Here is a 19,504-nt window from a genome sequence, read left to right on the forward strand (position 1 = left end):
CATCTTGTCGCGAAAGCGACCCAACCAGTCGTGACCGACTGGTCGGGCCACCCAGGCCAAGAAATCTCTCTTGCAAAACGCACTGGCGTTTTGTATACTACACCCCTCAAGATGCGGGCGTCTGATCAACCGTCCGCACATTCATTTTCTCTCCGCCTCGAGATCGGACCGAGGCCTCTTTTTTCCAAAGCGCGAAACTCTCGCCGGGATGGCCGTGCGCGCTTGTTTGAGGAAAACGCCAATGCGAAAGGCCCGAATCCGGCGCCTCGGCGCCCTGCTGCGCGCGAAGCAAAAGAAGAAAAGCAAACAGGCCAACAACACGTCGGTGCATGAAGAGCTGATCGAAGCGCAGTGGCTGGCCTGCATGATGACGTACCCCGAGCGGCTGAGCGAAGACGCCCTCCCGCTCCAAATTTTCCAGGTGCAATATCATCGCGACATCTACTCGGCCCTCCTGTCGCTGCACATCACCGGCGACACCGATCAAGACGCGCAGCAGCTCCTCGCCGACCTGCTCACCTACGGCTACGACAAGCTGACCGCGCCGGCCCTGATTCAAGCGGTAATGCACTCCGGCGGTCAGATCGCCAGCATCTCCGACTACGCGGCTGCCTTGCGAAAGCGGCTGACGCCGGAGCCGGTCGAATTGCCGCCGGATGGAGAAATCGTGCGACTTGAACTGGGCGGCGGAAGTTCGTTTCGAACGCTGACCACCGAAGAGCTGTTCGCCGAACAAAAGCCGCGCGAATGGCTGATTGCCAACTTTCTTACGCGCAACGAACCGGCGGTGCTCGTCGGCCCGAGCAAAACGCTGAAGAGTTCGCTCGCGGTCGATCTTTGTGCAGCGCTCGCCAGCGGCGGAAAGTTTTTGAATCATTTCGCCGCCGAAAAACCAGTGCGAGTCGGCTTCGCCAGCAGCAGCCAGCAACAGCAAACGCTGAGCGATCTTACGCAGCGGTGGGGCGAAGCTCGTCAGGCAGCACCAAATCGGAACAATCTGATGTGGTTACTGACCACCGACGATCCAGCCGATCCCGAGACCTTGGGAAAACTCCGCGATTGGATCACGACGCACGAGTTGGAAGTGGTGGTGATCGATGCGATTCGTCTAAGCTCCACTGGAAAACGAAAGCAAGCCGAAGCGCTGCGGACGCTCGCGCAGTGTTGTCTCGACAACGGCGCCACGCCGATTCTTTGCGTGCAAACGCGGAAGGAAATGAAGCCTGGCAAACTCGACGCTGCGATCCTCGCCGGCAGTCTCGACTTCGCCCAGCAGTGGCTCCTCGTGAATCGCCGCCAAAACTATGCGCCGGGGAGTGGAGAGCATCGGCTCTGGTTAACGCTCGGCGGCTACGCCGGCCAAGGTGGCGAATGGGGCGTCGATGTCGACGAAGGAAGATTGACCGACGTAGGGCAGGCCGTGCCTGCCGAAATGGACAGACTCGCAAGAAGAGCGGCAGGCACGGCCTGCCCTACGACTACGACCGGGCGACGCTGGAAAACGATCGTGCACGACGCGGATGCGCTGCAAGACGAAGCGGAACGCTGGAAAGACGCCGCGATGGACGAGCGGATGCGTTCCCGAATTCGCCTGGCGATGACTGACCTGGGCGAGGCGCATGCGACGAAGTTGCGAGTCCGCGAGAACTGCGGCATGAACGGGACGAAGTTCGCCCGGGCGTGGGATCGGATGGTTGCGGCGGGGGAGATTGAAAAGATCGTCAACGAGAAACAGTTCTATTATCCGCGGTATCGATTGATCACGCCGTCGACCGACGAAAAAAAAGAAGCGTCCGAGTCCACTCCCACGATCGAAAAAAATCGCGTCAGCGGTCCAGTCGATCCGAAATCCTCAACCGACGCTCTTCAAAATGCCCCAACGGGGCGATCTAAACGGGATCGATCAATTCGCGTCGTCCATGCGAGAAAAAAATCGTCGTCGCGGTTCAGTCGGTTGGTTTTGACCGTGCACCAGCGCCCGGTTAGAGCGCCCCTTTGGGGCTTCGGAAAAAATGGAAGATCGTGACCCAGGGCTGCGTCGCCGTTGGCGACTGACCCTGGGCTAGGTTAGTTCGCCCCGTTGGGGCGGATGGAAGAGGGTGCGCTGTTTGGCAATTTGGAATTGTTGCGCTGCGGCGTGCGTTGGTTGCTTGCGGCCGCATTCCCTCGGCTTGCGCCTCGGGTTAGTGTGGGGAGTTGCTCGCCTTCGTCATTGGCGACTTCGTGCTTGATTCGTCATTCGAGCTTCGACATTCGTCATTGACTTGCGATCGCATTTCCCTCGCTTGCGCTGCGGGCTACTATTGGGCGCGCATGCACTGCGGGCTTTCTCTGGCCGTGTTCTTACCGTGACTCGTCCGTGGCTTCCGTGTTCTATTTCTTTTTCCGCTACGCTTTGCGGCGCAGAATCAGTCGCGTGATTTCGGGGCGGCAGCGAATTCGCAAGGGGACCGTTCCGCAGAGGCCGCGGGAGACGTGCATGAGGGTGGGCGCTTCGTAGAAGACTCCGCTGGCGTAGCGGACGCCGTAGTGGCTGGGGCTGATCATCGGGCCGATGACCGGCAACCGGATCTGACCGCCGTGATTGTGGCCGGCCAGGACCAGGTCGAAGTCGTGCTGCCGCGCGAAGTGAAAACGATCGGGCGTATGGGCGACCAGGAAGCGGAACAGCCGCTCTCCATCAATTTCCGTCGGGCAAGCGTCGATTCCCTGCACCGTCGACATCCAGGGGGCTTCATCGCCGGCCAAGACGATCGTCTGGCCGCGGATCGTCTTCGGCATCCAGCGTCCGCCGAGATCAACCAATCCCAGTCGCGTCAGTTCGGCTCGAGCCGGCGCGACGTTCTTGAGTCGGGTGTCGTGGTTCCCGAGGACGAAGTAAACCCCTTCCGGCGCCGACAATTTGCCAAGCGTCGACTCGCTCCACTCAATGCAAGAATCGACGTCAAAGATGTCGCCGCTGATGACGATCATCTCCGACTTCAGATCGTTGGCGGCGTCGAAGGCGATCTGATAGAACCGCGGCAAAAACTCGCCGGTCAGATGGAGATCGGAAAGATGCGTGACCGTGAAACCGTCGAGCGCCTTCGGCAGTCGCGGCAACCGGAGCTCTTTCTCCGTCACGACGTATTCGAGAATCTGATTACCAGGAAAGCGATTGGCAAGTTGGACCTTGGGGACCGCCAAATGTTCAACCGGGATTTCGCGGGTCAGCTGGGCCTCGCCGATTTGCTTCGAAGAAAAATAGCCTGCCGCGTGTCGTTCGTCCAAACGATGCTGCACCCACAGCCCAAACGCGATCACCAGTGCGATCCAACAAGCCCAGAAATAAAGGAGCGGAAACTGGAACCAGATCTCGCGGCTGTTCCAATCGATCGCCGGGCCCCAGAGGAAATGGGCGACGAATGCGATCGGCACGATGCCGGTGATCAAGATGATCCCCAGTTCGAGCCAGTCGATGAGCGTCTGCTTCCAGGGGAGCGAATGGACGAAGCAGTGGACGCGGGACCAGAGGGCGATGTGCCCGGCCAGCGCCAGGAAGATCAACAGCCAGATGAGCGGAGAGAGGGCGGGAAACGATGGCATGGGGCAAAGTCGCTGGGCTGGGCGGCGAGCGGCGCCGGACAACAGAAACCCCGCGAGGGAAGCCTTTCGCCCGCCAAGTCGCCAGGCAAGTTATTGCGAAGCGGCTTGGGGTTGGCCGGAGTAGGCTTCGATGATTCGTTCCACGGTCGCCAACAAGTCGTCCAAGCGGAACGGCTTGTAAAGAACGGCGTTCGGCAAGAGCCCGGTCTGGCGCGCCTTGACGATCGAGTGCCCCGGATCGTAGCCGAACCCGGTCATCAGGATCATCGGCACCGGGTTCACAATGTCTTTCAGACGCTGATACAACCGGTTGCCCGACATGTCCGGCAGGTGAACGTCGCAGATGATCGCGTCATAGCCGGCGCCATGCAGACCAGCGCGAACCATGCAGAGCGCTTCGGCGCCGTCATGGGCCGTTTCGATGTCGCAGCCGTAGCGATCGAGCAACGCGTGAGCGGCGCTGCGGACCGATTCGTCTTCGTCGACGACCAGGACGCGGGCTCCTCGCAAGCGCGGGCGAACTTCGGCCTGAACCGAAGCGGGAACCGCTTTGCTCGGCGTCATTCGTTCGCCGACCTTTTGGATCACGCGTTTGATGTCGCGACCGTTTTGAATGATGCGGCGGAGACGATCGACCACTTCTTCGTCGTGACCGATGTACCGTTCCATGACGTTGACGGCGTCATTCAAGATCTCGTCGACCGGCAGCGCGACGGCGCTATGGATCGCTTCGACGCTCGCCTGGGCGGTATTGGCCTGCTGAGCCGACAACAACTCGAGCGTGTTGAGGGCCAGGGCCAGATCGCGGCAGAAGATTTCGAGGAACTGCAGGTCGCTTTCGGTGAAGGCCCGCGGTTCGGGGCTTTCGACGTTGAACGATCCGATCACGGCGTCGTGCAGAATCAGCGGCACGGTCAGCGAGCTCTTCGCCCCTTTGAATCCTTCGAGATAAAGCGGATCCGACTGGGTGTCTTCGCAAAGGTAGCTTTTGCCGGTCGACGCGACGAAGCCGGTCACGCCGTTGTTGGTCGATTGAGCGTACAGCTCACGTTCGGCCGCTTCCTTATCAATGCCGACCGAAAGGAGCGGGACCAGCTCGCCGGTCCGTTGATCGAGCAAGCGAATTTCGATGACGTCGAAATTGAGCAGGTCTTTGGTGTAGTGAAGAATGTTCGACTTGAGGAGCTCGATACGCTCCGAGACCTCCATGTTGAAGATCTCTTCGGTCGTCAGATCGGCCAGTTCGATGCCGGCCTTGTGAATCGCTTCCAGCTTTTGCCGCTGCAAGACCTCTTCGGTGACGTCGCGGATCGTCACGATCAAGTTCTTCGGCGTCGCGTTCGGATTGATGACCGGCGCGGCATGCACCTGATAATACTGATTGTCTTCCGTACGCAGCGTCGAAGTGCTTGGTCGCCCCGACGTCAGGGCGGTGTGGAACGGACAGAAGTCGGGGCCCAGAATTTCAGGACTATTGAGGGCGCCATAAAAATTACGGCCGACTACTTCATCGCAGCCGGCCCAGCGCTGCAAACAGCTGTTCGCCCAGAGTACGGTGTTGTCGCGATCGAGCATCGCAACGCCGTCAGGCATCCCTTCCAGGATTCGCTCGTTCTGCAGAAGGTTACCGATTCGAGAAGAATCTTCGAAGTAATCGGTGCAGATATAGACCCCGTCGAATTCATGATTCTTCAACAGGGCGAAAGTACGGAGCGGCGTCTGCACTTCCGTGATGTCGTAGTCAGTGCGCAATTGCTCCAGGACCGAGTGTTGCCCACCTGGTGCACACAAACAGAGGATCTTGGGTTTACCAGCCAACCCGCATTACTCCTACCGAAACACCTTGACGTTGTAATTATAAGGTCGGTTAAATTTGAAACAACGTCATCGCCTGGGCGTTTCCTTACATACTAAGGTCGGAAGCGACGCCCGCAAACCTGAGAATGCTTTGCCTGACGGTTAGAATCGGAAAAGTCTGCCGACCCCTCCTTGGCCTAGTGATCGGCCGTCGACTCCATGGCGCCGGTGTCAAAATGAAGAGAGAGTTCTTCGAGAGAGAGGTCGGGCTGGAAGTGTTGGAACAGCTTACCGCCTAGAAATCCACCTCTATACTCTTGCTCTGGAGGCAAGACCGACACAGCGACATCTTGCAGTAGTGCAGGCCCCACGCGGAGAGCCGCGATTCGCCCCCGGCGAACCCGCACTTTCTGCTTTTCCAGCACAACCTCAACCCCTTCTTCTGGCGTGTACTGGACGCCAGCACTTTGGGCCATATTGGCGGTCAGAATGATTTCTTCCCCTTGGGGATTCCAGGTAAATATTTGTGGATTGTCCTGATCCAAAACGGCGGCAACCCGTGGCTGACCGTTCTGCAGGAAAATTGGGAGACGCTCATGATTGGCCAAACGCTCGAAGCGAGCGAGCCGGCCGAGTCGTCGTGACAGTGGCTCAAGCGGGCCGATTACCCCCTGCTCTTCCTCGGGGAGTTGGCCGCGAATCTCCGCGTACTGCTGATCTAGATTCACCATATCTTCGCGCAACTGGACCGTGCGCGTCGTCAGGGTCGCCAACAATTGCGCCTGTTGCATCAACAATTCGCGGACATTTGGCAGCGCCGCCAACTTGGCTGGCTCGACGGCGTCGCCGCCGCTGGTCGCCATTTTGCGGAGTCGCTCGATCTCCTGGGCCAGTTCCTTCTCTTGATCGCTGCCGACGGCATGCTCTTTCAGATGCTTCGCCAAGCGATCGATCCCGGCGAGAGTCGCCTGCTTTTGCTTCCATTGGCGAGCGTTGTCGTCCTTCGCCAAGGTCACTTGCCGCTGCACAAAGCTGAGTTGTTGTTCCAGCGAATCGAGCTGCCGCAGCTCCGGCCCGAGATTGGTCTCGGACTGCAAGATCCAGCGTCGTCCGTATTTCACCAACCCGTGCTGCTCGAATAAAGCGTCCGACTCCTCTTGCGCCAGCAAGGGAATGACGGAAAAAAGCAACATGGCCAGGGCCAGGTAGTGTGCGAATCGCGGCAACGAGCTGTCCTGAATGGACTGGTTTTGGATGAGAGCCTTCCATGATGCCGTAGTCAGGCAAAAAACGCAAATACTCAGACAGTTGTTTACATGATGATCGGACGCAACGTGGTTGCCTTTTGACGACGCTAGCGAAACCGATGTGTGGCGAATGTGCATCATTGCCACGCGAGCGTTCTGAAGTAGCGAAAATCGCAAGTCTCAATACTCCAAACACTTACAGACCGGCGAGGCTCTTTTTCGAGTTTTGGCCCGACGCGTGCAATGGATTGGTTTCGTCGCCTGATCTTGCTCCCCTTCCCTCCCCAGGCAAGCTGCGGTCGGTCGCGAGAGCCCTTGTCCCCTCGGGCTCTCGCGACCTCTTTTTTCCTGCCATCCAACGACGCCTGAGCTGAAGAACAACCCACGATGCACTCACGAGATCAAGTTCAATTGGCTGCCCTGCTGGCCACGCACGCTCCGATCCAAATCCGCACCATGCAGCAGATTTCGGCCAAGGGGCTGGAGCAATACTGGACCCACTCCAAGGCGCGACTCGATCGCTGGGGCCGGCTGCTCAAAGACCACTCCGAAAACATCAAAGAGGCCCCCACGGCTGAACTTCCGCGGCATTGGAATTCGATTCGGCCGATCCTCGAAGAAATCCTGATCAGTGACGTTCTGACCCGCATTTGGACCTCCCTCTGCATCGCCTTCGATCGTATCCACCGGAGCGACTCGGCCGAAGCGACCGTTCGCAGCGTTTTCATTGGGCATTTGGAGGCCCGCAATCGGGCGTTGAACCTGATGGTTTACGGCCGCGGTCTCGACGCCGACATGGCGGTCAAACTCAATCGTCTTCGCCGCCGGACCGAACGTTGGACCGACATGCTGCTTGGCTATGTGGCGGTCGCCACCGACGTCCGCAACATGGGCTTCGATAACGAACGCGTGCAGGAGTTCAGCCGCGACATTCGCGAGCAAGCTCGCGACGGTTCGCACAGCGCCGGCTGGCCGCTCCTTCTTTCCTCCGCACTCGACGCGTTCCGCACCAGCACGATCGATACGCCGGCTCACCCCCATCTCAACAAGCAGATCACCGCGGCGATCATGTCCTGCTTCGGGCCGGAGCTATTTGATTCAACCGGCGTAATCCGCCCCTTGTGGGAACTGCGGATCTCCAACTACGCCGACGACACGCAGACGATGGTCGAACAACTCCTGTCGCTGGAATCGCCCGATGCGAGCCTGCCGACCCACTTGGGTCCCGACACCCCCACCCCCCGCTTCTAGCGGGAGTCAGAGCAACGGCCGCACGAAAATCGGCAACAGAAGTATCTTAGGGCGGGATGTCAGTGTAAAATTCGGGTCTGGGTTGTGATTTCTTACGCCCAGTCTTTTACTGTCGATTCCCCCGCTATCCCGCCCTTCATCTGGAGCATCCGTCGTGCGCCGACTGCTTCCCGTTTTGTTGTTGCTCGCTTTCACTGCGCCGCTGTTTGGTCAATCGGTTCTCGTTGAGGCCGAAAGCTTCGACCAACCCGGCGGTTGGAAACTCGATACGCAGTTCATCCGCGAGATGGGTTCTCCCTATCTCTTGGCTCACGGACTTGGCGCCCCGGTCGCCGACGCGACCACCAAGGTCACCTTCCCCGAACCAGGCGAATACAAGGTCTTCGTCCGCACGAAGGATTGGGTCGCTCGCTGGAACGCCCCAGGGACCCCGGGCCGCTTCCAGTTACTCGTGGGCGACAAGCCGCTCGCCGAAACCTTCGGCACGAAAGGGGCCGAGTGGGCCTGGCAAGAAGGGGGCAGCGTGAAGGTCGACGGGAAAGAAGTCGAACTGAAGCTGCATGACCTGACCGGCTTCGACGGTCGCTGCGACGCGATCTACTTCGCCAAAGATGGCTCGACGCCTCCGAACGACGACAAGATTCTCTCGGCCTGGCGCCGCGGTAAGCTTGGTCTCGACGAAAAGCCGACCGAAAAGAGCGGCTACGATCTGATCGTGGTCGGCGGCGGTTACTCGGGCATGGGCGCCGCTCTCTCGGCGGCTCGCCTGGGCTGCAAAGTGGCGCTCATTCAAGATCGCCCGGTCCTCGGCGGTAACGGTTCGAGCGAAGTTCGCGTCTGGGCGATGGGGAACATTCGCCGCGGCAAGTACCCGCGGATCGGCGAAATCGTCGAAGAGTTTTCCGACCACGCGAAGAAGTCCCCCGGCACCTACGAAGAGTTTGAAGACGTGAAGAAAGAAGCGCTCGTTCGCGCCGAGAAGAACATCGACCTCTTCCTGAACCACCATGCCTTCAAGGTCGACATGGATGGCGAAAAGAAGATCGCCGCGGTCCATGCGTTTGACACCCGCTCCAGCGAAGAAAAGCGGTTCACCGGCAAGTTGTTCGTCGACTGCACCGGTCACGGTACGCTCGGCTATCTGGCCGGCGCCGACTTCGAGATGGCCGAAAAAGGTCGCATGGGGATGAGCAACATGTGGGCTTGGGCCGAAGGGGATACGGAACAAAAGTTCCCGGAAACGCCCTGGGCGCTCGACCTGACGATGAAAGACTTCCCCTATCCGCGCGACCATCATGGTCAGTGGTTCTGGGAAAGCGGTTTCGACAAAGATCCGCTCGGCGACGCCGAAGGGATCCGCGACTGGAACCTGCGAGCCGTCTACGGCGCGTTCAATGCGATGAAGAACAAAGATGGCGCCGCCGATCACAAGTCGGCCTTTCTGACCTGGATGGCCTACGTCGGCGGTCCGCGCGAATCGCGTCTGCTCCGGGGCGACGTCGTCCTGAATCAAGACGACATCGTCAGCAAACGAGACTTTACCGACGGCTGCGTCCCCAGCACCTGGTCGATCGACCTCCACTATCCAAAGAAGCAATTCGCCGAAAAGTTCCCCGACAACCCGTTCATCTCGATCGCGGTGCATGACCAACGGGTCGATCGCAACTTCGGCTACCCGGTTCCGTACCGCTGCTTCTACTCGCGCAACATCGACAATCTCTTCATGGCCGGTCGCTGCATCAGCGTCGATCACGAAGCGCTCGGTACCGTTCGCGTGATGAAGACCTGCGGCATGATGGGAGAAGTGGTCGGCAAAGCGGCCAGTCTCTGCGCCACCTACAACTGCACGCCGCGTGAAGTTTACGAACGCTACTGGCCCGAAATGGACGAGTTGCTGAAGCTCCCCGGTAAGGCCCGTCGCGACAACCTGGCGGATGAAATTGAAATCCCGGCGAACGTTCCGGCGCTCGCCGGTCCTTACGGTCCGCCGACCGGACTCGATCCGGCGAAGTTGGCCGGCACCGTCGTCGACGACGCCGAAGCGGAACGGATCGGCAATTGGACCTCCGGCACTGGTCTGCCAGGTTACGTCGGCTACGGTTATCTCTACGCGGGCGCCAACAGCGGCGGCGCCGTTCGCTTCGCGGTGGAAGCTCCCGAAGCTGGTCTGTACGACATTCGCTTCGCCTACCAGCCGCACGAAAACCGCGGCAAGACCGTGCCGATCGTCGTCGAAACGAAGAACGAACGGATCGAAAAGACGATCAATCAGCAAGCGACTCCGCCGATTGAAGGAGGCTTCATTTCGCTGGGCGAATTGAAACTCGACAAAGGGGAAGTCGTCACCGTCGTCGTCGCGACCGCCGGAGCCGGCGGTAACGTCCATGCCGACGCGGTTCAAATCGTCCCTGTCAAAAAGTAAATGACGGAGCCGCAAACGCGCCGCCCGGCCTGGCGACCTTTCGTCCACGCCGGGCGAGTGCTGATTCTGGTCGCCATCGCGCTGATCATCCACTTGGCGGCGACCCTACATGCGCCGGTCGATGACGGCCCGAGTCCGACCGTCGACGTCGCCATTGTCCAAAAGCTGTTTCCGACCGCCGCCAAGATCGACGACAGCGGCGTCCTATTGGACGAAATGGGGCAATCGGTCGGTCGGGTGGTGCAAACTTCTCCGGCCGGCGACAAAGCGATCGGCTTTTCCGGCCCAACCAACGTCCTGATCGGCTTTTCCCCGGAGGAAAAGATCGTCGGGCTCGAGATCCTATCGAGCCGCGACACCCGCGAGCATGTCCGCGAGATCGAGCGGCACGCAACGTTCCTGCATAGCCTGGATGGCTTGACGCGTGACGAAGTCCTCTCCAAGACCGACTTCGACGCCGTCTCTGGCGCAACGCTCACCAGCCTGGCGATGATCGAAGCGATCCAGCGGCGTCTCGGCGGGGTGCAAAAGTCGCTAAAGTTCCCCGATCTACCGGAGCTGAAAGTTGTCCGCAAGCTTTTCCCGGATGCGGAGACGCTGGAAGTCGATGTGGCTTACCCTGCCCTACTCCATGTGAAAGACGCTGCCGGAACTTCACTCGGCAAGTTGCTTCGTACGTCGCCGGCGGCCGACAACCTGGTCGGCTACCAAGGGCCGACCGACATGCTGGTCGGCCTCGACGCCGACGAAAAAGTGATCGGCTTGGCTCTTTCACGTAGTTACGACAACGAGCCTTACGTCGACTACGTCCGGACCGATGATTACTTCCTGGGTCTACTCAACGGTCAGTCGATCGCGGAGCTCTCTGCGATCGATAACGAAACGTTGCAGATCGAAGGGGTCTCCGGGGCGACCATGACCAGTCAAGCCGCGGCGACCGGCATCTATGAAGCAGTGGATGAACTGGTCCGCGCTCGCCAGGAAGAGGAATTCATCGAAGCGAAAGTTCCCTGGATCTATCGGCTTCCACTCCCCCAACTGCGCGAGCGCGACTACAAGACGATCGCCGTCGTCATCGTCGGCGTGTTGCTCGCCTTCAGTCCCTGGCGCGGTAATCCGTGGGCCCGCATTCCGTTTCAGATCTTGGTCTTCGTCTATCTCGGCTTCGCCAATGGGGACTTCGTCTCGCAGGCATTGCTCGTCGGCTGGGCGCAGAACGGCGTGCCGTGGAAATCGGCGTTTGGCCTGGTGCTGCTGGTCGGCGCGGCGCTGGCGCTGCCGATCTTCACGCGGACCAACGTTTATTGCAGCCACCTTTGTCCACACGGCGTGGTGCAGCAATGGACCAAGCGTCGCATCAAGTGGCAATGGAAACCGTCGAAGCAGTTGCTCCCCTGGCTGAAAGCGATTCCCAGCGTCTTGCTCGCTTGGGTCGTGTTGGTCGCGGCGGCTCGCTGGTCGTTTAGCCTGGTCGATATCGAACCGTTTGACGCCTACGTCTGGCACATCGCCGGCTGGGGAACGATCGCCGTCGCCGTGGTCGGGCTGATCGCCTCCCTCTTCACCCCGATGGCCTATTGCCGCTTCGGCTGTCCGACTGGCGCCCTGCTCGACTATGTTCGCTACAATGGAAAGAGCGAATTCTGGACGCGGCGCGATTGGGTCGCCGTCGGTCTGCTCGCTCTCGGCGCGGTGGCGCTGTTGTTCTAAACCCGGCAATCAGGAGGGAGTCCGTGGCGCGCAAAGGAGGCGACTGGCCGCTGCATGCGATCTATCTCGGCGTGATCTTGCTGCTGGCCGGCATCACGCTGAAGTCGGTCGAGTCATTCACGCTCACGCCCACCGCGACCCGTCTGTTGTCGCGTCACGCCGGCCCCTCGACCGCCACCACCGAAGGGGCGATCCAAAGCATGATCGTCGAAAACACCGACCAGCGCCACATGATTCGCCCGCAGAGTTGGGTCGGGTGGTGCCTCCTGTCGGCCGGCGCAATCCTCGTTGCGCACGGCGTCATTCTGAAGGTGAAGTGAGGCCTGATTCGGGTCCTGCGCAATGTGACGGTTTCTCCGCCGCAGATTCGGCTGCAGGGCCGCCTTTACGCGATTTTCATTCGCACGCGTCCAAGTTCTCCGCGAAAATCGCGAATAGCCGAGCAGAACAACGAGAGAAAACATCGGGGGAAGAACTATGAATCTGCTATCGCTATTGATGATCGGGGCGGGCTTTGTCGTCGAAGTACTGGGGGTGCTGTTCTGCGTCGTCAACTCCGGCGATGCAGGGATTAATATGCCCCTTTTGTTCGGCTTCTTGGCGATCGGCTCGCTGCTGACCGTTGGGGGCGTCTTTTGGCACATCTTGAGCAAGCGGCTGTAGCCGCCCCGGCGGCGAATCTACTGGCCGATTCCCACGGCAGTCTGATAAACTAGGCGGAGTGAGTCTCGAAGCTTCCGCCCCTTTTTCGTCCTAGAAAGATCGCCGATGTCCCAGGCCATCGCCGGAGTCGCCCCCAGTGCGAAATCGGAGTCGACCGTCATGACCGTCTGGCCCTCCAATGGAGCGTCAAGACTCGGGCGTTTTTTCGGGCGCTTGTACGAAATCGAAACCGGCGTCGGCTTCCTTACCGTCGGCAACTTGCTCGCCCTGGCGACCAGTCCGATCGGCGCCGCGATTTATCTCTGGCATGCGGCGCCCGGCGTCGGCACCCACTATCGTCTGACGAATCGCCGCGTGGTCATTGAGAAAGGGCTTGACGGCAAGCCCGATCGCTGGGTCGATCTCGATCGCTTCAACCGGATCGAAATCGAAGTTCTGCCGGGCCAGGCCTGGTACCATGCCGGCGACATGATCTTCTATCTCGACGAAGTCGAGACTTTCCGCTTGAGCGGGGTTAGCCGTCCCGAGGCGTTTCGTGCTGCCTGTATGAAAGGTCAGCAGACTTACGTCGGCGTTCGCCAGGCGCTGCAGCGTGAAGCGCAGCTTGCCCGGGCTCGGAGTTAGTTTTAGGCGCCACGTTAGGGCGAAGACATGTTTCAAGCCGGCGAAGACGCCGCAAGAGCATGGCGCCAGTTGTTCGTGTCTAAACCGGGACGATGCTGATCTCTAGCGACGGCAAGTCGACGATCGCGATCGTATGACGGCTGGCGCGGTAAAGAGCGCCCGGATTCAAGACGCGGGTTTGGCCGACGAGGTAGTTGGTCGCCTGATGCGTGTGACCATGGCAGACCAGATCGTACGCGCCGGAGTTGATCGTCGCGGCGAGTCGCGCTTCGTCATGACCATGCAGGAATGCGATCTTCCGCTCTCCCAGGCTCAATTGCCCAAACATTCCATGAAAAGTTTGCCCGGCGGTTTTGATCGCGGCCTGGAGTCCTGCGTGGTCGAAATCGACGTTTCCGACCACGTAATGGGTCGGCCAGGGGGCGAAAAGATCGACGATCGCGTTGCTGCCGATGTCGCCGCAGTGGATCACCTGTTCGACCTCAAATGACTCCAACATTCGAATCGCGGCCCGAGTGAACTCGACCTGACCGTGAGTATCGCTCACAATTCCTATTTGCATCTTCGGTTCCCTGTCCCTGATTCAAATTGGAACGCCGCGTTGTCACGCGACATCATCTCAGCGATTTTTCTGACGGCGCTCTTGGCGATTCCGACCCTCTGGTGGCTGGCCAATTGGTCGCGGCGCGTTTACACGTTTCCGCGCTACATCCTGGCTTGCTTGAACATTGTTCTGGCTCGCGTTTGGTGGCGCACGTCGATTCCGCCAGATCTGCCGATTCCGATCGGCCAAGGCGCCGTTCTAATCGCTAACCATCGTAGCAGCGCCGATCCCTTCTTTATTCAAGTCGCCGCGCATCGCGTCGTCCACTGGATGGTTGCCAAAGAGTTCGTCGAACATCCAGCCCTGGCGTGGTTTTTGCGCCAATCAGGCGCTATCGGGACGAGTCGCGGCGGACGGGACACCAAGGCGATTCGGGCCGCGATTGACCTCCTGAACGCCGGCGAACTGGTCGGCGTGCTGCCGGAAGGTCGGATCAACATGACCGACCAATTGATGCTTCCCTTTCGCCCCGGCGCGGCGATGATCGCCCAACATGCCGGCGTCCCGATCGTGCCGATCTATATCGAAGGGGCGCCGTACGACCGGTCGCCGGCAAGTCCCTTTTTGATGCCGGCGCATGTGATCGTCAAAGTGGGGGAGCCGATCGACTCGTCGACCGGCACGCCGCAAGAGCTGATGGAGCAAGCGACGCGGGCGATCGCCCATCTCGCCGGGTGCGACGACTTCCAGCCGCAGTTGGCCGGACGAGACTGGAAACCGACCCCCGCCGATCTGGAAGCGGCGATGGCCGCCGCCAAAGAGCGGAAACGAAATCGCTAGTTCGACGAAAGCTCAAATTTCAAATCGCCTGCGCCGCTGTCGCCCACCTTCGCCGAGAGGGTCGAATCGGAGTTGTATTTCGCCGGGATGTAATTCATCTGCCGCTTCGGTGCGTCAGCGCCGTACATCGCCACGGCAGTCGGATCGGGCTTTTCTTCCCGAATCGCCGAGATCTCGATGCGGTACTCGCCGGGCATCGCTTCGCCGCTGAATTTGCCGTCGGCGATATCGACGCTGAAGAACTCTCCGTCGGTCCGTCGCAAGTAAATCGAGCCGTCGGGAAGTGGAGTCCCGTCGAGCGTCACGACTCCTTGAATCGGCACTTTGGCCTGTCCGGCCGGCGTACACCCAATTGCAGATACGACCAAAATCAAAGCGGCGATGGTCGCAGTCGCCGCATATTGTTTGCTGTGCATACGGAATGTTCCCCAGATGAATGCGTTCGTCGTCAATTCCTTCGGTCGTTACGATCCGGCAAGAACCTGACCGTCATCGCGGGTCACGATCTTCGCTAATTCCTGCAGCGTTATCGTTTCTGCGGTGAAGTGAACCGAACCGTCGACGTACAACATCATCAAGCCGCCGGGATGGGCGCTATTGAGCGGGATGTTATTGCCGAAGTTGTTGCAAACGCCGGTCGACATGCAAGTGCCGTCGCCGTTGTCCCAACCGGTCTTTTGATTCAGCTTGTAGCGAACCGTCGTTTGATTGAAGGTGCGAGCGTCGCTGCCGGGAAAGTAATTCGGCGGCTTGCGATCGTTGTTGTCGCCATGTCCGCCAATGAAAAAGCCATGCGGCTGACCACCGCGCCAAGTCTTCTTCGAGTTGTCTTTGGTGGTCATATAGTCCCCATGCTCGCCGACGATCGCGACGTTGCTCGTTCCGTCTTGAACCGACGCCATCGTTAGTTTGCCAAATGGAAACAGCATCCCGCCGCCGCTGACGATCCCGCCGGAACAGCAACCTTCGACGCCGGAAGCGCCGCTGTTAGTTCGCGATTCGGTATAGCCGGTGATCAGGCCGTTGATTGCACCAGAGATGCCGACGTAAGTTGGCGAAGTGACGTCGCCGGTCACTCCAGGAGTGAAAGCGCCGGGATTGTTGGCGACCGCTTCAAACGGGGCCGAAGGGCAAACGTAGGTTTCGATCTTGGCGCCCTTCATCGCGTCGACGTTGTTCACGTTTCCCCAGCCGGAGTTCCCCATGTTGAATTGGAATTTGTCGTGCAGATTGTTTTGCTCGACGCCTGGCAACAGAAAGACCAGCCAAGAGGGACCATATCCGCCGCCGGTATCGCGCTGGCCGAACGGGCGTTTGTCATCCGAACTGCCGGGCGGAAAGCGGAGGTAGGTGTCGTGGAAGTTGTGAAGGGCTAATCCCAGCTGACGCATGTTATTGGTACAGCTTGAACGCCGGGCCGCTTCGCGGGCCTGCTGCACCGCGGGGAGCAACAATGCGATCAGCACGCCGATGATGGCGATCACCACTAATAGCTCTACCAAGGTAAAGCCAAATCGATATCTGCGACCCTGCATAAAACACCCCTACAGAAGTAGATGAGAATGACAAAGGGAGTTAGACGCCCACAGAATATCACGCAAAGGACGAATGAATCCAGAAAAATCCTTTTCTGTGCTTATTTTTTCTTCCAAAATTTTATCAAAGCCTGATTCTGGTCAGCGGAGCAGTGCGACTCGATCGCGAAGTTGGCTTCTTCCGTGGCGTAGCTGCGAAGCGACGGCGCCTGGCGTCTCACCGGAACTGAGAAGAGTGAGGATCGGCCCGGACCGGACCATCGGGGAGCCAGGCATAGGAATGTCGGCGATCGCTAGGTTCGAGTCACGAATCGCTTGCTCCAGCGTTTCGCTCCAAACGAAGTCATTGGGAGCGTAAACAAACAACTTTCCGCGTACCTGGTCGGCGGAAGACGCGGGCGTTGCGTTTTCGCCTCGCCATTCTGGAAGCCAGGCCGATAGATGGAGCCGCATCAAGTCGACCGGCAGCAGTTCCATCGCCGCTGTAAACCGCGGATTGATCTCCAGCATCCAGAGCTGATCGGCGTGCAGGACAAAGTCGATGCCGAATAGTCCTTGCAGTTGCGTCGATGCGAGCAGGAATTCAGCCAGACGCTGGAGCGTTTCCTGCACGTTATCAGGCAATGGGATCGGCCCAATCGATCCGGCATATTGAAACGGTTGCGGCGCTCCCCATTTTCGCCCGATCAGTTGCCGCGTCGCCCCTAAAAACCGGGCCTGACCGTCGATTGCGACGAACGCCGCTCCGTACGATCGTCCCGGAATAAAACGCTGATAGACGACTTCTTCGTTATCCGCAGGCTCCGTAAAGCGGCGGATATTCAAGCCGCCGGCCGATCTGCGCGGCTTGATGAGCCAACGTCCCGCACGCGGCGGCGCGGTCACCGTCTCGGGAAAAAGGAAGCCTGCGGAGCGGAGCGTTTGCTGTAAGAGCAGGGGATCGCGAATCGGCGGCAGAGCAGGGGAGGGGACGCCCAACAGCGGGCGAATCTGGGCTGCGGCGGCAAGAACATCGGGATGATTCTCAAGCCCGCCGACGTAAATCCAATGCGTCGCATCGGAGTCGGCCAACCAAACGGGAATGTCGCTGGGAAAACGACTTAGCTGCGTTGCAGGGGCCATCCGCCGCAGATCGGCGTCGGCGAATTGATCGGCGGCGACGGCCGAGATCCCGCTCCGACGTAAACAGGCGACCGCGGCGCGACAACTGCAGCCGACGACGGCGATTCGCGGGGGGAGGGGAGGGGGACTCATGGGAGGTTCAGACCGATTTTTGCGATTTTTTTTCTGAGAGCCGACCCGCAAGAAAATCTCAAGCTATGGTTTCCATTGGGCAAGGACACACTATTTCCATTTCGACTGAACTTTTCACGATTCCCATTGATGCGGATGGCTTCGGCCAAACGCTGCCATATCGCGACGATTCCGCACGAGGCGGTTCGTAGCAAAATCTCTCCCCACCAATTTGTCCATGATAACCGCGTCAGCGCCCAAAGGTCGGCAGCTGCGCTCATTTGCCCAACTACCAGGAGAGTCGAAATGTCGTCGCGTCGCCGTGATCGAGAAAAACCAATCGCAGTACGTCCCGCGCTAAGACGCGGTGTGATCGTCGTGCTGTCCGCCGTGTTGATGATCGTGATGATGGGGTTCATCGCGCTTAGCGTCGACGTCGGCTACATGTTCACCATGCAATCGCAATTGCAGCGTTCGGTCGACGCCGCCGCACTGGCCGGCGCCGGAACGTTGATTGAAGGGGAAGACGTCGCCACGGCGAAAGTGCACGAGTACCTGACTCACAATCCGGTCGGTCTGCAGTGGAAAGAGTTTACGGACGGGGACACCGCCGCCAACGTCGATCTATTCCTCTCTAAATATGGCGACGGCTTGGAACTGTCGCTGGGTCAATGGAATTCGTCGACGCAACGAGTGGAATCAGTCGAAGAGGGCCCAACCACCGTCAGCGTCCGGATGACCTACCAAAACATGCCCTTCTTCTTCGGGCATCTGCTGGGACGCGATTCGTTTGATATTACCGCCGAATCGATCGCCACCTATCAAAACCGCGACATCATGCTGGTGCTCGACCTTTCGGGCTCGATGAACGACGACAGCGAGTTCAAATCGATCGGCCGCTTGGGCTTGGAACACATCTACACCAACTCGCAGCAGATGTACGCCGATCTCGGCTACCCGGTTTACGGGAACCTGACGTTTGATCCGGCATACGCAAAGGCCACTGGTACCGCACCGATTTCGGACGGTCAAGCCCGAACCTCGGTCACCTACCGCGGCCCATCGGCGGTGGTTACGTCGGACAAAGCGATCAGCAAAGTCACCGTGCGAACCAGCGGTGGATCGACCTACAACTACTATCCCAGCGGCGCCACTTCCTATACGGCCAGCCCGAACCAGGAAATCCGCTACGTCTGGATCACCAGCGGCAAAAACGCCGACAACTCGGACCAGGTCCACTCGTTTGACTTTGACGGCAATCGCCTCGCGACGATTCGCAAAGCCCTGGCCCTGGATAACGTCGCCTATCCCTATCCGCAAGGAAGCTGGAACGACTACCTCAACTACTGCCTCGGTACGGGTCAAAATAACGACGCCGGCTACCGCTATAAATTCGGCTACATGAGCTGGATCAATTACTTGCTGGAAAAACGGTACTCCTCCGATGCGACGCCTGACCTGTGGAAGGCCAGCGCTCACCCGATCACTGCGGTGAAAAACTCGGTCGACCTGTTCATTCACTTTATGCAAGAAGGGGATGGACGCGACCGGGTCGGTCTGGCGGTTTACAACGCTCCGAATGGAAACGGTCTGCTCGAATCGACGTTGACCGAAAACCTCGGGTTCATCATGTCTCAAACTCGTCAACGACAAGCAGGCCACTACCACAACTACACCAACATCGGCGGCGGCATGACCACTGGCCGTGAGGAATTGCAGGCCCGTGGCCGCGAAGGCTCGGTCAAGATGATGGTCCTGCTGACGGACGGTCAGGCGAACTGGGTCAACGGCGGCGTGAACAGCACCGCTGCGAAACAGTACGTCATCGACGAAGCGTATCTCTGTAAAGATCAAGGCTTTAAGATCATCACGATCAGCCTTGGCGCCGGAGCCGACACCGCCCTGATGGACGAAGTCGCCCGGATCACTGATGGCGTCCATTTCAACGTTCCCGGCGGCCAATCCGTTGCGGAGTATTCCGAAGACCTCACCGAAATCTTCCGCCAGGTTGCTGGCGCCCGTCCCCTGAAACTGGTGAAGTAGCGTTCACCGC

General features: G+C 59.3%; 16 protein-coding genes. 9 read left to right on the forward strand and 7 right to left on the reverse strand.

Annotated features, from left to right (window positions below; all coding sequences use genetic code 11):
* Nucleotides 1-241: 241 nt before the first annotated feature.
* Entirely contained in the window at nucleotides 242-2,026 is a 1,785-nt protein-coding gene (locus LOC68_RS11775; protein WP_230218710.1) for an AAA family ATPase, read from the forward strand.
* Between the two features lie 362 nt (nucleotides 2,027-2,388).
* Here LOC68_RS11775 and LOC68_RS11780 read toward each other — a convergent pair whose 3' ends face one another.
* The 3 genes from LOC68_RS11780 to LOC68_RS11790 all read right to left on the reverse strand — a co-directional run bounded on the left by LOC68_RS11780 (nucleotide 2,389) and on the right by LOC68_RS11790 (nucleotide 6,575).
* Nucleotides 2,389-3,585 (reverse strand): metallophosphoesterase, encoded by a 1,197-nt coding sequence (locus LOC68_RS11780; protein ID WP_230218711.1) that lies wholly within the window; start codon nucleotides 3,583-3,585, stop codon nucleotides 2,389-2,391.
* Between the two features lie 90 nt (nucleotides 3,586-3,675).
* Complete coding sequence (locus tag LOC68_RS11785; protein ID WP_230218712.1) at nucleotides 3,676-5,403, reverse strand: hybrid sensor histidine kinase/response regulator; 1,728 nt, start codon at nucleotides 5,401-5,403, stop codon at nucleotides 3,676-3,678.
* A gap of 176 nt (nucleotides 5,404-5,579) precedes the next feature.
* Nucleotides 5,580-6,575 carry a hypothetical protein gene (locus tag LOC68_RS11790; protein ID WP_230218713.1) on the reverse strand — a complete coding sequence of 332 codons (996 nt, stop codon included), beginning with the start codon at nucleotides 6,573-6,575 and terminating at the stop codon, nucleotides 5,580-5,582.
* Nucleotides 6,576-7,016: 441 nt separating this feature from the next.
* Here LOC68_RS11790 and LOC68_RS11795 point away from each other — a divergent pair, with 441 nt between their 5' ends.
* The 6 genes from LOC68_RS11795 (at nucleotide 7,017) to LOC68_RS11820 (ending at nucleotide 13,299) form a co-directional block, all read left to right on the forward strand.
* Entirely contained in the window at nucleotides 7,017-7,880 is an 864-nt protein-coding gene (locus LOC68_RS11795) for a hypothetical protein (RefSeq protein ID WP_230218714.1), read from the forward strand.
* A gap of 115 nt (nucleotides 7,881-7,995) precedes the next feature.
* A complete protein-coding gene (locus tag LOC68_RS11800; RefSeq protein WP_390623422.1) occupies nucleotides 7,996-10,302 on the forward strand; it encodes an FAD-dependent oxidoreductase in 2,307 nt (768 codons plus the stop codon).
* Nucleotides 10,303-12,012, forward strand: a complete 1,710-nt coding sequence (locus LOC68_RS11805) for an FMN-binding protein (RefSeq protein WP_230218716.1) — start codon at nucleotides 10,303-10,305, stop codon at nucleotides 12,010-12,012.
* Between the two features lie 23 nt (nucleotides 12,013-12,035).
* Nucleotides 12,036-12,332 carry a hypothetical protein gene (locus tag LOC68_RS11810; protein ID WP_230218718.1) on the forward strand — a complete coding sequence of 99 codons (297 nt, stop codon included), beginning with the start codon at nucleotides 12,036-12,038 and terminating at the stop codon, nucleotides 12,330-12,332.
* A gap of 157 nt (nucleotides 12,333-12,489) precedes the next feature.
* On the forward strand, nucleotides 12,490-12,675 hold the full coding sequence (locus tag LOC68_RS11815; RefSeq protein WP_230218720.1) for a hypothetical protein: 186 nt from the start codon (nucleotides 12,490-12,492) through the stop codon (nucleotides 12,673-12,675).
* A gap of 105 nt (nucleotides 12,676-12,780) precedes the next feature.
* Nucleotides 12,781-13,299, forward strand: coding sequence for a PH domain-containing protein (locus LOC68_RS11820; protein WP_230218721.1), 519 nt, complete (start codon nucleotides 12,781-12,783; stop codon nucleotides 13,297-13,299).
* Between the two features lie 79 nt (nucleotides 13,300-13,378).
* Here LOC68_RS11820 and LOC68_RS11825 read toward each other — a convergent pair whose 3' ends face one another.
* Nucleotides 13,379-13,861, reverse strand: coding sequence for a YfcE family phosphodiesterase (locus LOC68_RS11825; protein WP_230218723.1), 483 nt, complete (start codon nucleotides 13,859-13,861; stop codon nucleotides 13,379-13,381).
* A 39-nt stretch (nucleotides 13,862-13,900) separates the two neighbouring features.
* Here LOC68_RS11825 and LOC68_RS11830 point away from each other — a divergent pair, with 39 nt between their 5' ends.
* The gene (locus tag LOC68_RS11830) at nucleotides 13,901-14,683 is read left to right on the forward strand and encodes a lysophospholipid acyltransferase family protein (RefSeq protein ID WP_230218724.1); all 783 of its coding nucleotides are present in this window, start codon (nucleotides 13,901-13,903) and stop codon (nucleotides 14,681-14,683) included.
* On the opposite strand, the gene LOC68_RS11835 is transcribed toward LOC68_RS11830, so the two are convergent.
* The 3 genes from LOC68_RS11835 to LOC68_RS11845 all read right to left on the reverse strand — a co-directional run bounded on the left by LOC68_RS11835 (nucleotide 14,680) and on the right by LOC68_RS11845 (nucleotide 17,472).
* Nucleotides 14,680-15,099: a hypothetical protein gene (locus LOC68_RS11835; protein WP_230218725.1), complete on the reverse strand. Its 420-nt coding sequence runs from the start codon at nucleotides 15,097-15,099 to the stop codon at nucleotides 14,680-14,682. The two genes, LOC68_RS11830 and LOC68_RS11835, sit on opposite strands and share 4 nt — an antisense overlap.
* A gap of 48 nt (nucleotides 15,100-15,147) precedes the next feature.
* Nucleotides 15,148-16,218, reverse strand: coding sequence for a DUF1559 domain-containing protein (locus tag LOC68_RS11840; protein WP_230218726.1), 1,071 nt, complete (start codon nucleotides 16,216-16,218; stop codon nucleotides 15,148-15,150).
* A 141-nt stretch (nucleotides 16,219-16,359) separates the two neighbouring features.
* The gene (locus LOC68_RS11845; protein WP_230218727.1) at nucleotides 16,360-17,472 is read right to left on the reverse strand and encodes an ATP-grasp domain-containing protein; all 1,113 of its coding nucleotides are present in this window, start codon (nucleotides 17,470-17,472) and stop codon (nucleotides 16,360-16,362) included.
* A gap of 285 nt (nucleotides 17,473-17,757) precedes the next feature.
* Here LOC68_RS11845 and LOC68_RS11850 point away from each other — a divergent pair, with 285 nt between their 5' ends.
* Nucleotides 17,758-19,494 carry a pilus assembly protein TadG-related protein gene (locus LOC68_RS11850; RefSeq protein ID WP_230218728.1) on the forward strand — a complete coding sequence of 579 codons (1,737 nt, stop codon included), beginning with the start codon at nucleotides 17,758-17,760 and terminating at the stop codon, nucleotides 19,492-19,494.
* Nucleotides 19,495-19,504: the final 10 nt, after the last annotated feature.

The organism is Blastopirellula sediminis, assembly GCF_020966755.1.
In the GTDB taxonomy this organism is placed as follows: domain Bacteria; phylum Planctomycetota; class Planctomycetia; order Pirellulales; family Pirellulaceae; genus Blastopirellula; species Blastopirellula sediminis.

Excerpts from the sequence above, each read along its gene's own strand:
- LOC68_RS11775 (WP_230218710.1), top strand. The coding sequence starts at position 242 with ATGCGAAAGGCCCGAATCCGGCGCCTCGGCGCCCTGCTGCGCGCGAAG.
- LOC68_RS11780 (WP_230218711.1), bottom strand. The coding sequence starts at position 3,585 with ATGCCATCGTTTCCCGCCCTCTCTCCGCTCATCTGGCTGTTGATCTTC.
- LOC68_RS11790 (WP_230218713.1), bottom strand. The coding sequence starts at position 6,575 with ATGTTGCTTTTTTCCGTCATTCCCTTGCTGGCGCAAGAGGAGTCGGAC.
- LOC68_RS11795 (WP_230218714.1), top strand. The coding sequence starts at position 7,017 with ATGCACTCACGAGATCAAGTTCAATTGGCTGCCCTGCTGGCCACGCAC.
- LOC68_RS11805 (WP_230218716.1), top strand. The coding sequence starts at position 10,303 with ATGACGGAGCCGCAAACGCGCCGCCCGGCCTGGCGACCTTTCGTCCAC.
- LOC68_RS11815 (WP_230218720.1), top strand. The coding sequence starts at position 12,490 with ATGAATCTGCTATCGCTATTGATGATCGGGGCGGGCTTTGTCGTCGAA.
- LOC68_RS11820 (WP_230218721.1), top strand. The coding sequence starts at position 12,781 with ATGTCCCAGGCCATCGCCGGAGTCGCCCCCAGTGCGAAATCGGAGTCG.
- LOC68_RS11825 (WP_230218723.1), bottom strand. The coding sequence starts at position 13,861 with ATGCAAATAGGAATTGTGAGCGATACTCACGGTCAGGTCGAGTTCACT.
- LOC68_RS11835 (WP_230218725.1), bottom strand. The coding sequence starts at position 15,099 with ATGCACAGCAAACAATATGCGGCGACTGCGACCATCGCCGCTTTGATT.
- LOC68_RS11840 (WP_230218726.1), bottom strand. The coding sequence starts at position 16,218 with ATGCAGGGTCGCAGATATCGATTTGGCTTTACCTTGGTAGAGCTATTA.
- LOC68_RS11845 (WP_230218727.1), bottom strand. The coding sequence starts at position 17,472 with ATGAGTCCCCCTCCCCTCCCCCCGCGAATCGCCGTCGTCGGCTGCAGT.
- LOC68_RS11850 (WP_230218728.1), top strand. The coding sequence starts at position 17,758 with ATGTCGTCGCGTCGCCGTGATCGAGAAAAACCAATCGCAGTACGTCCC.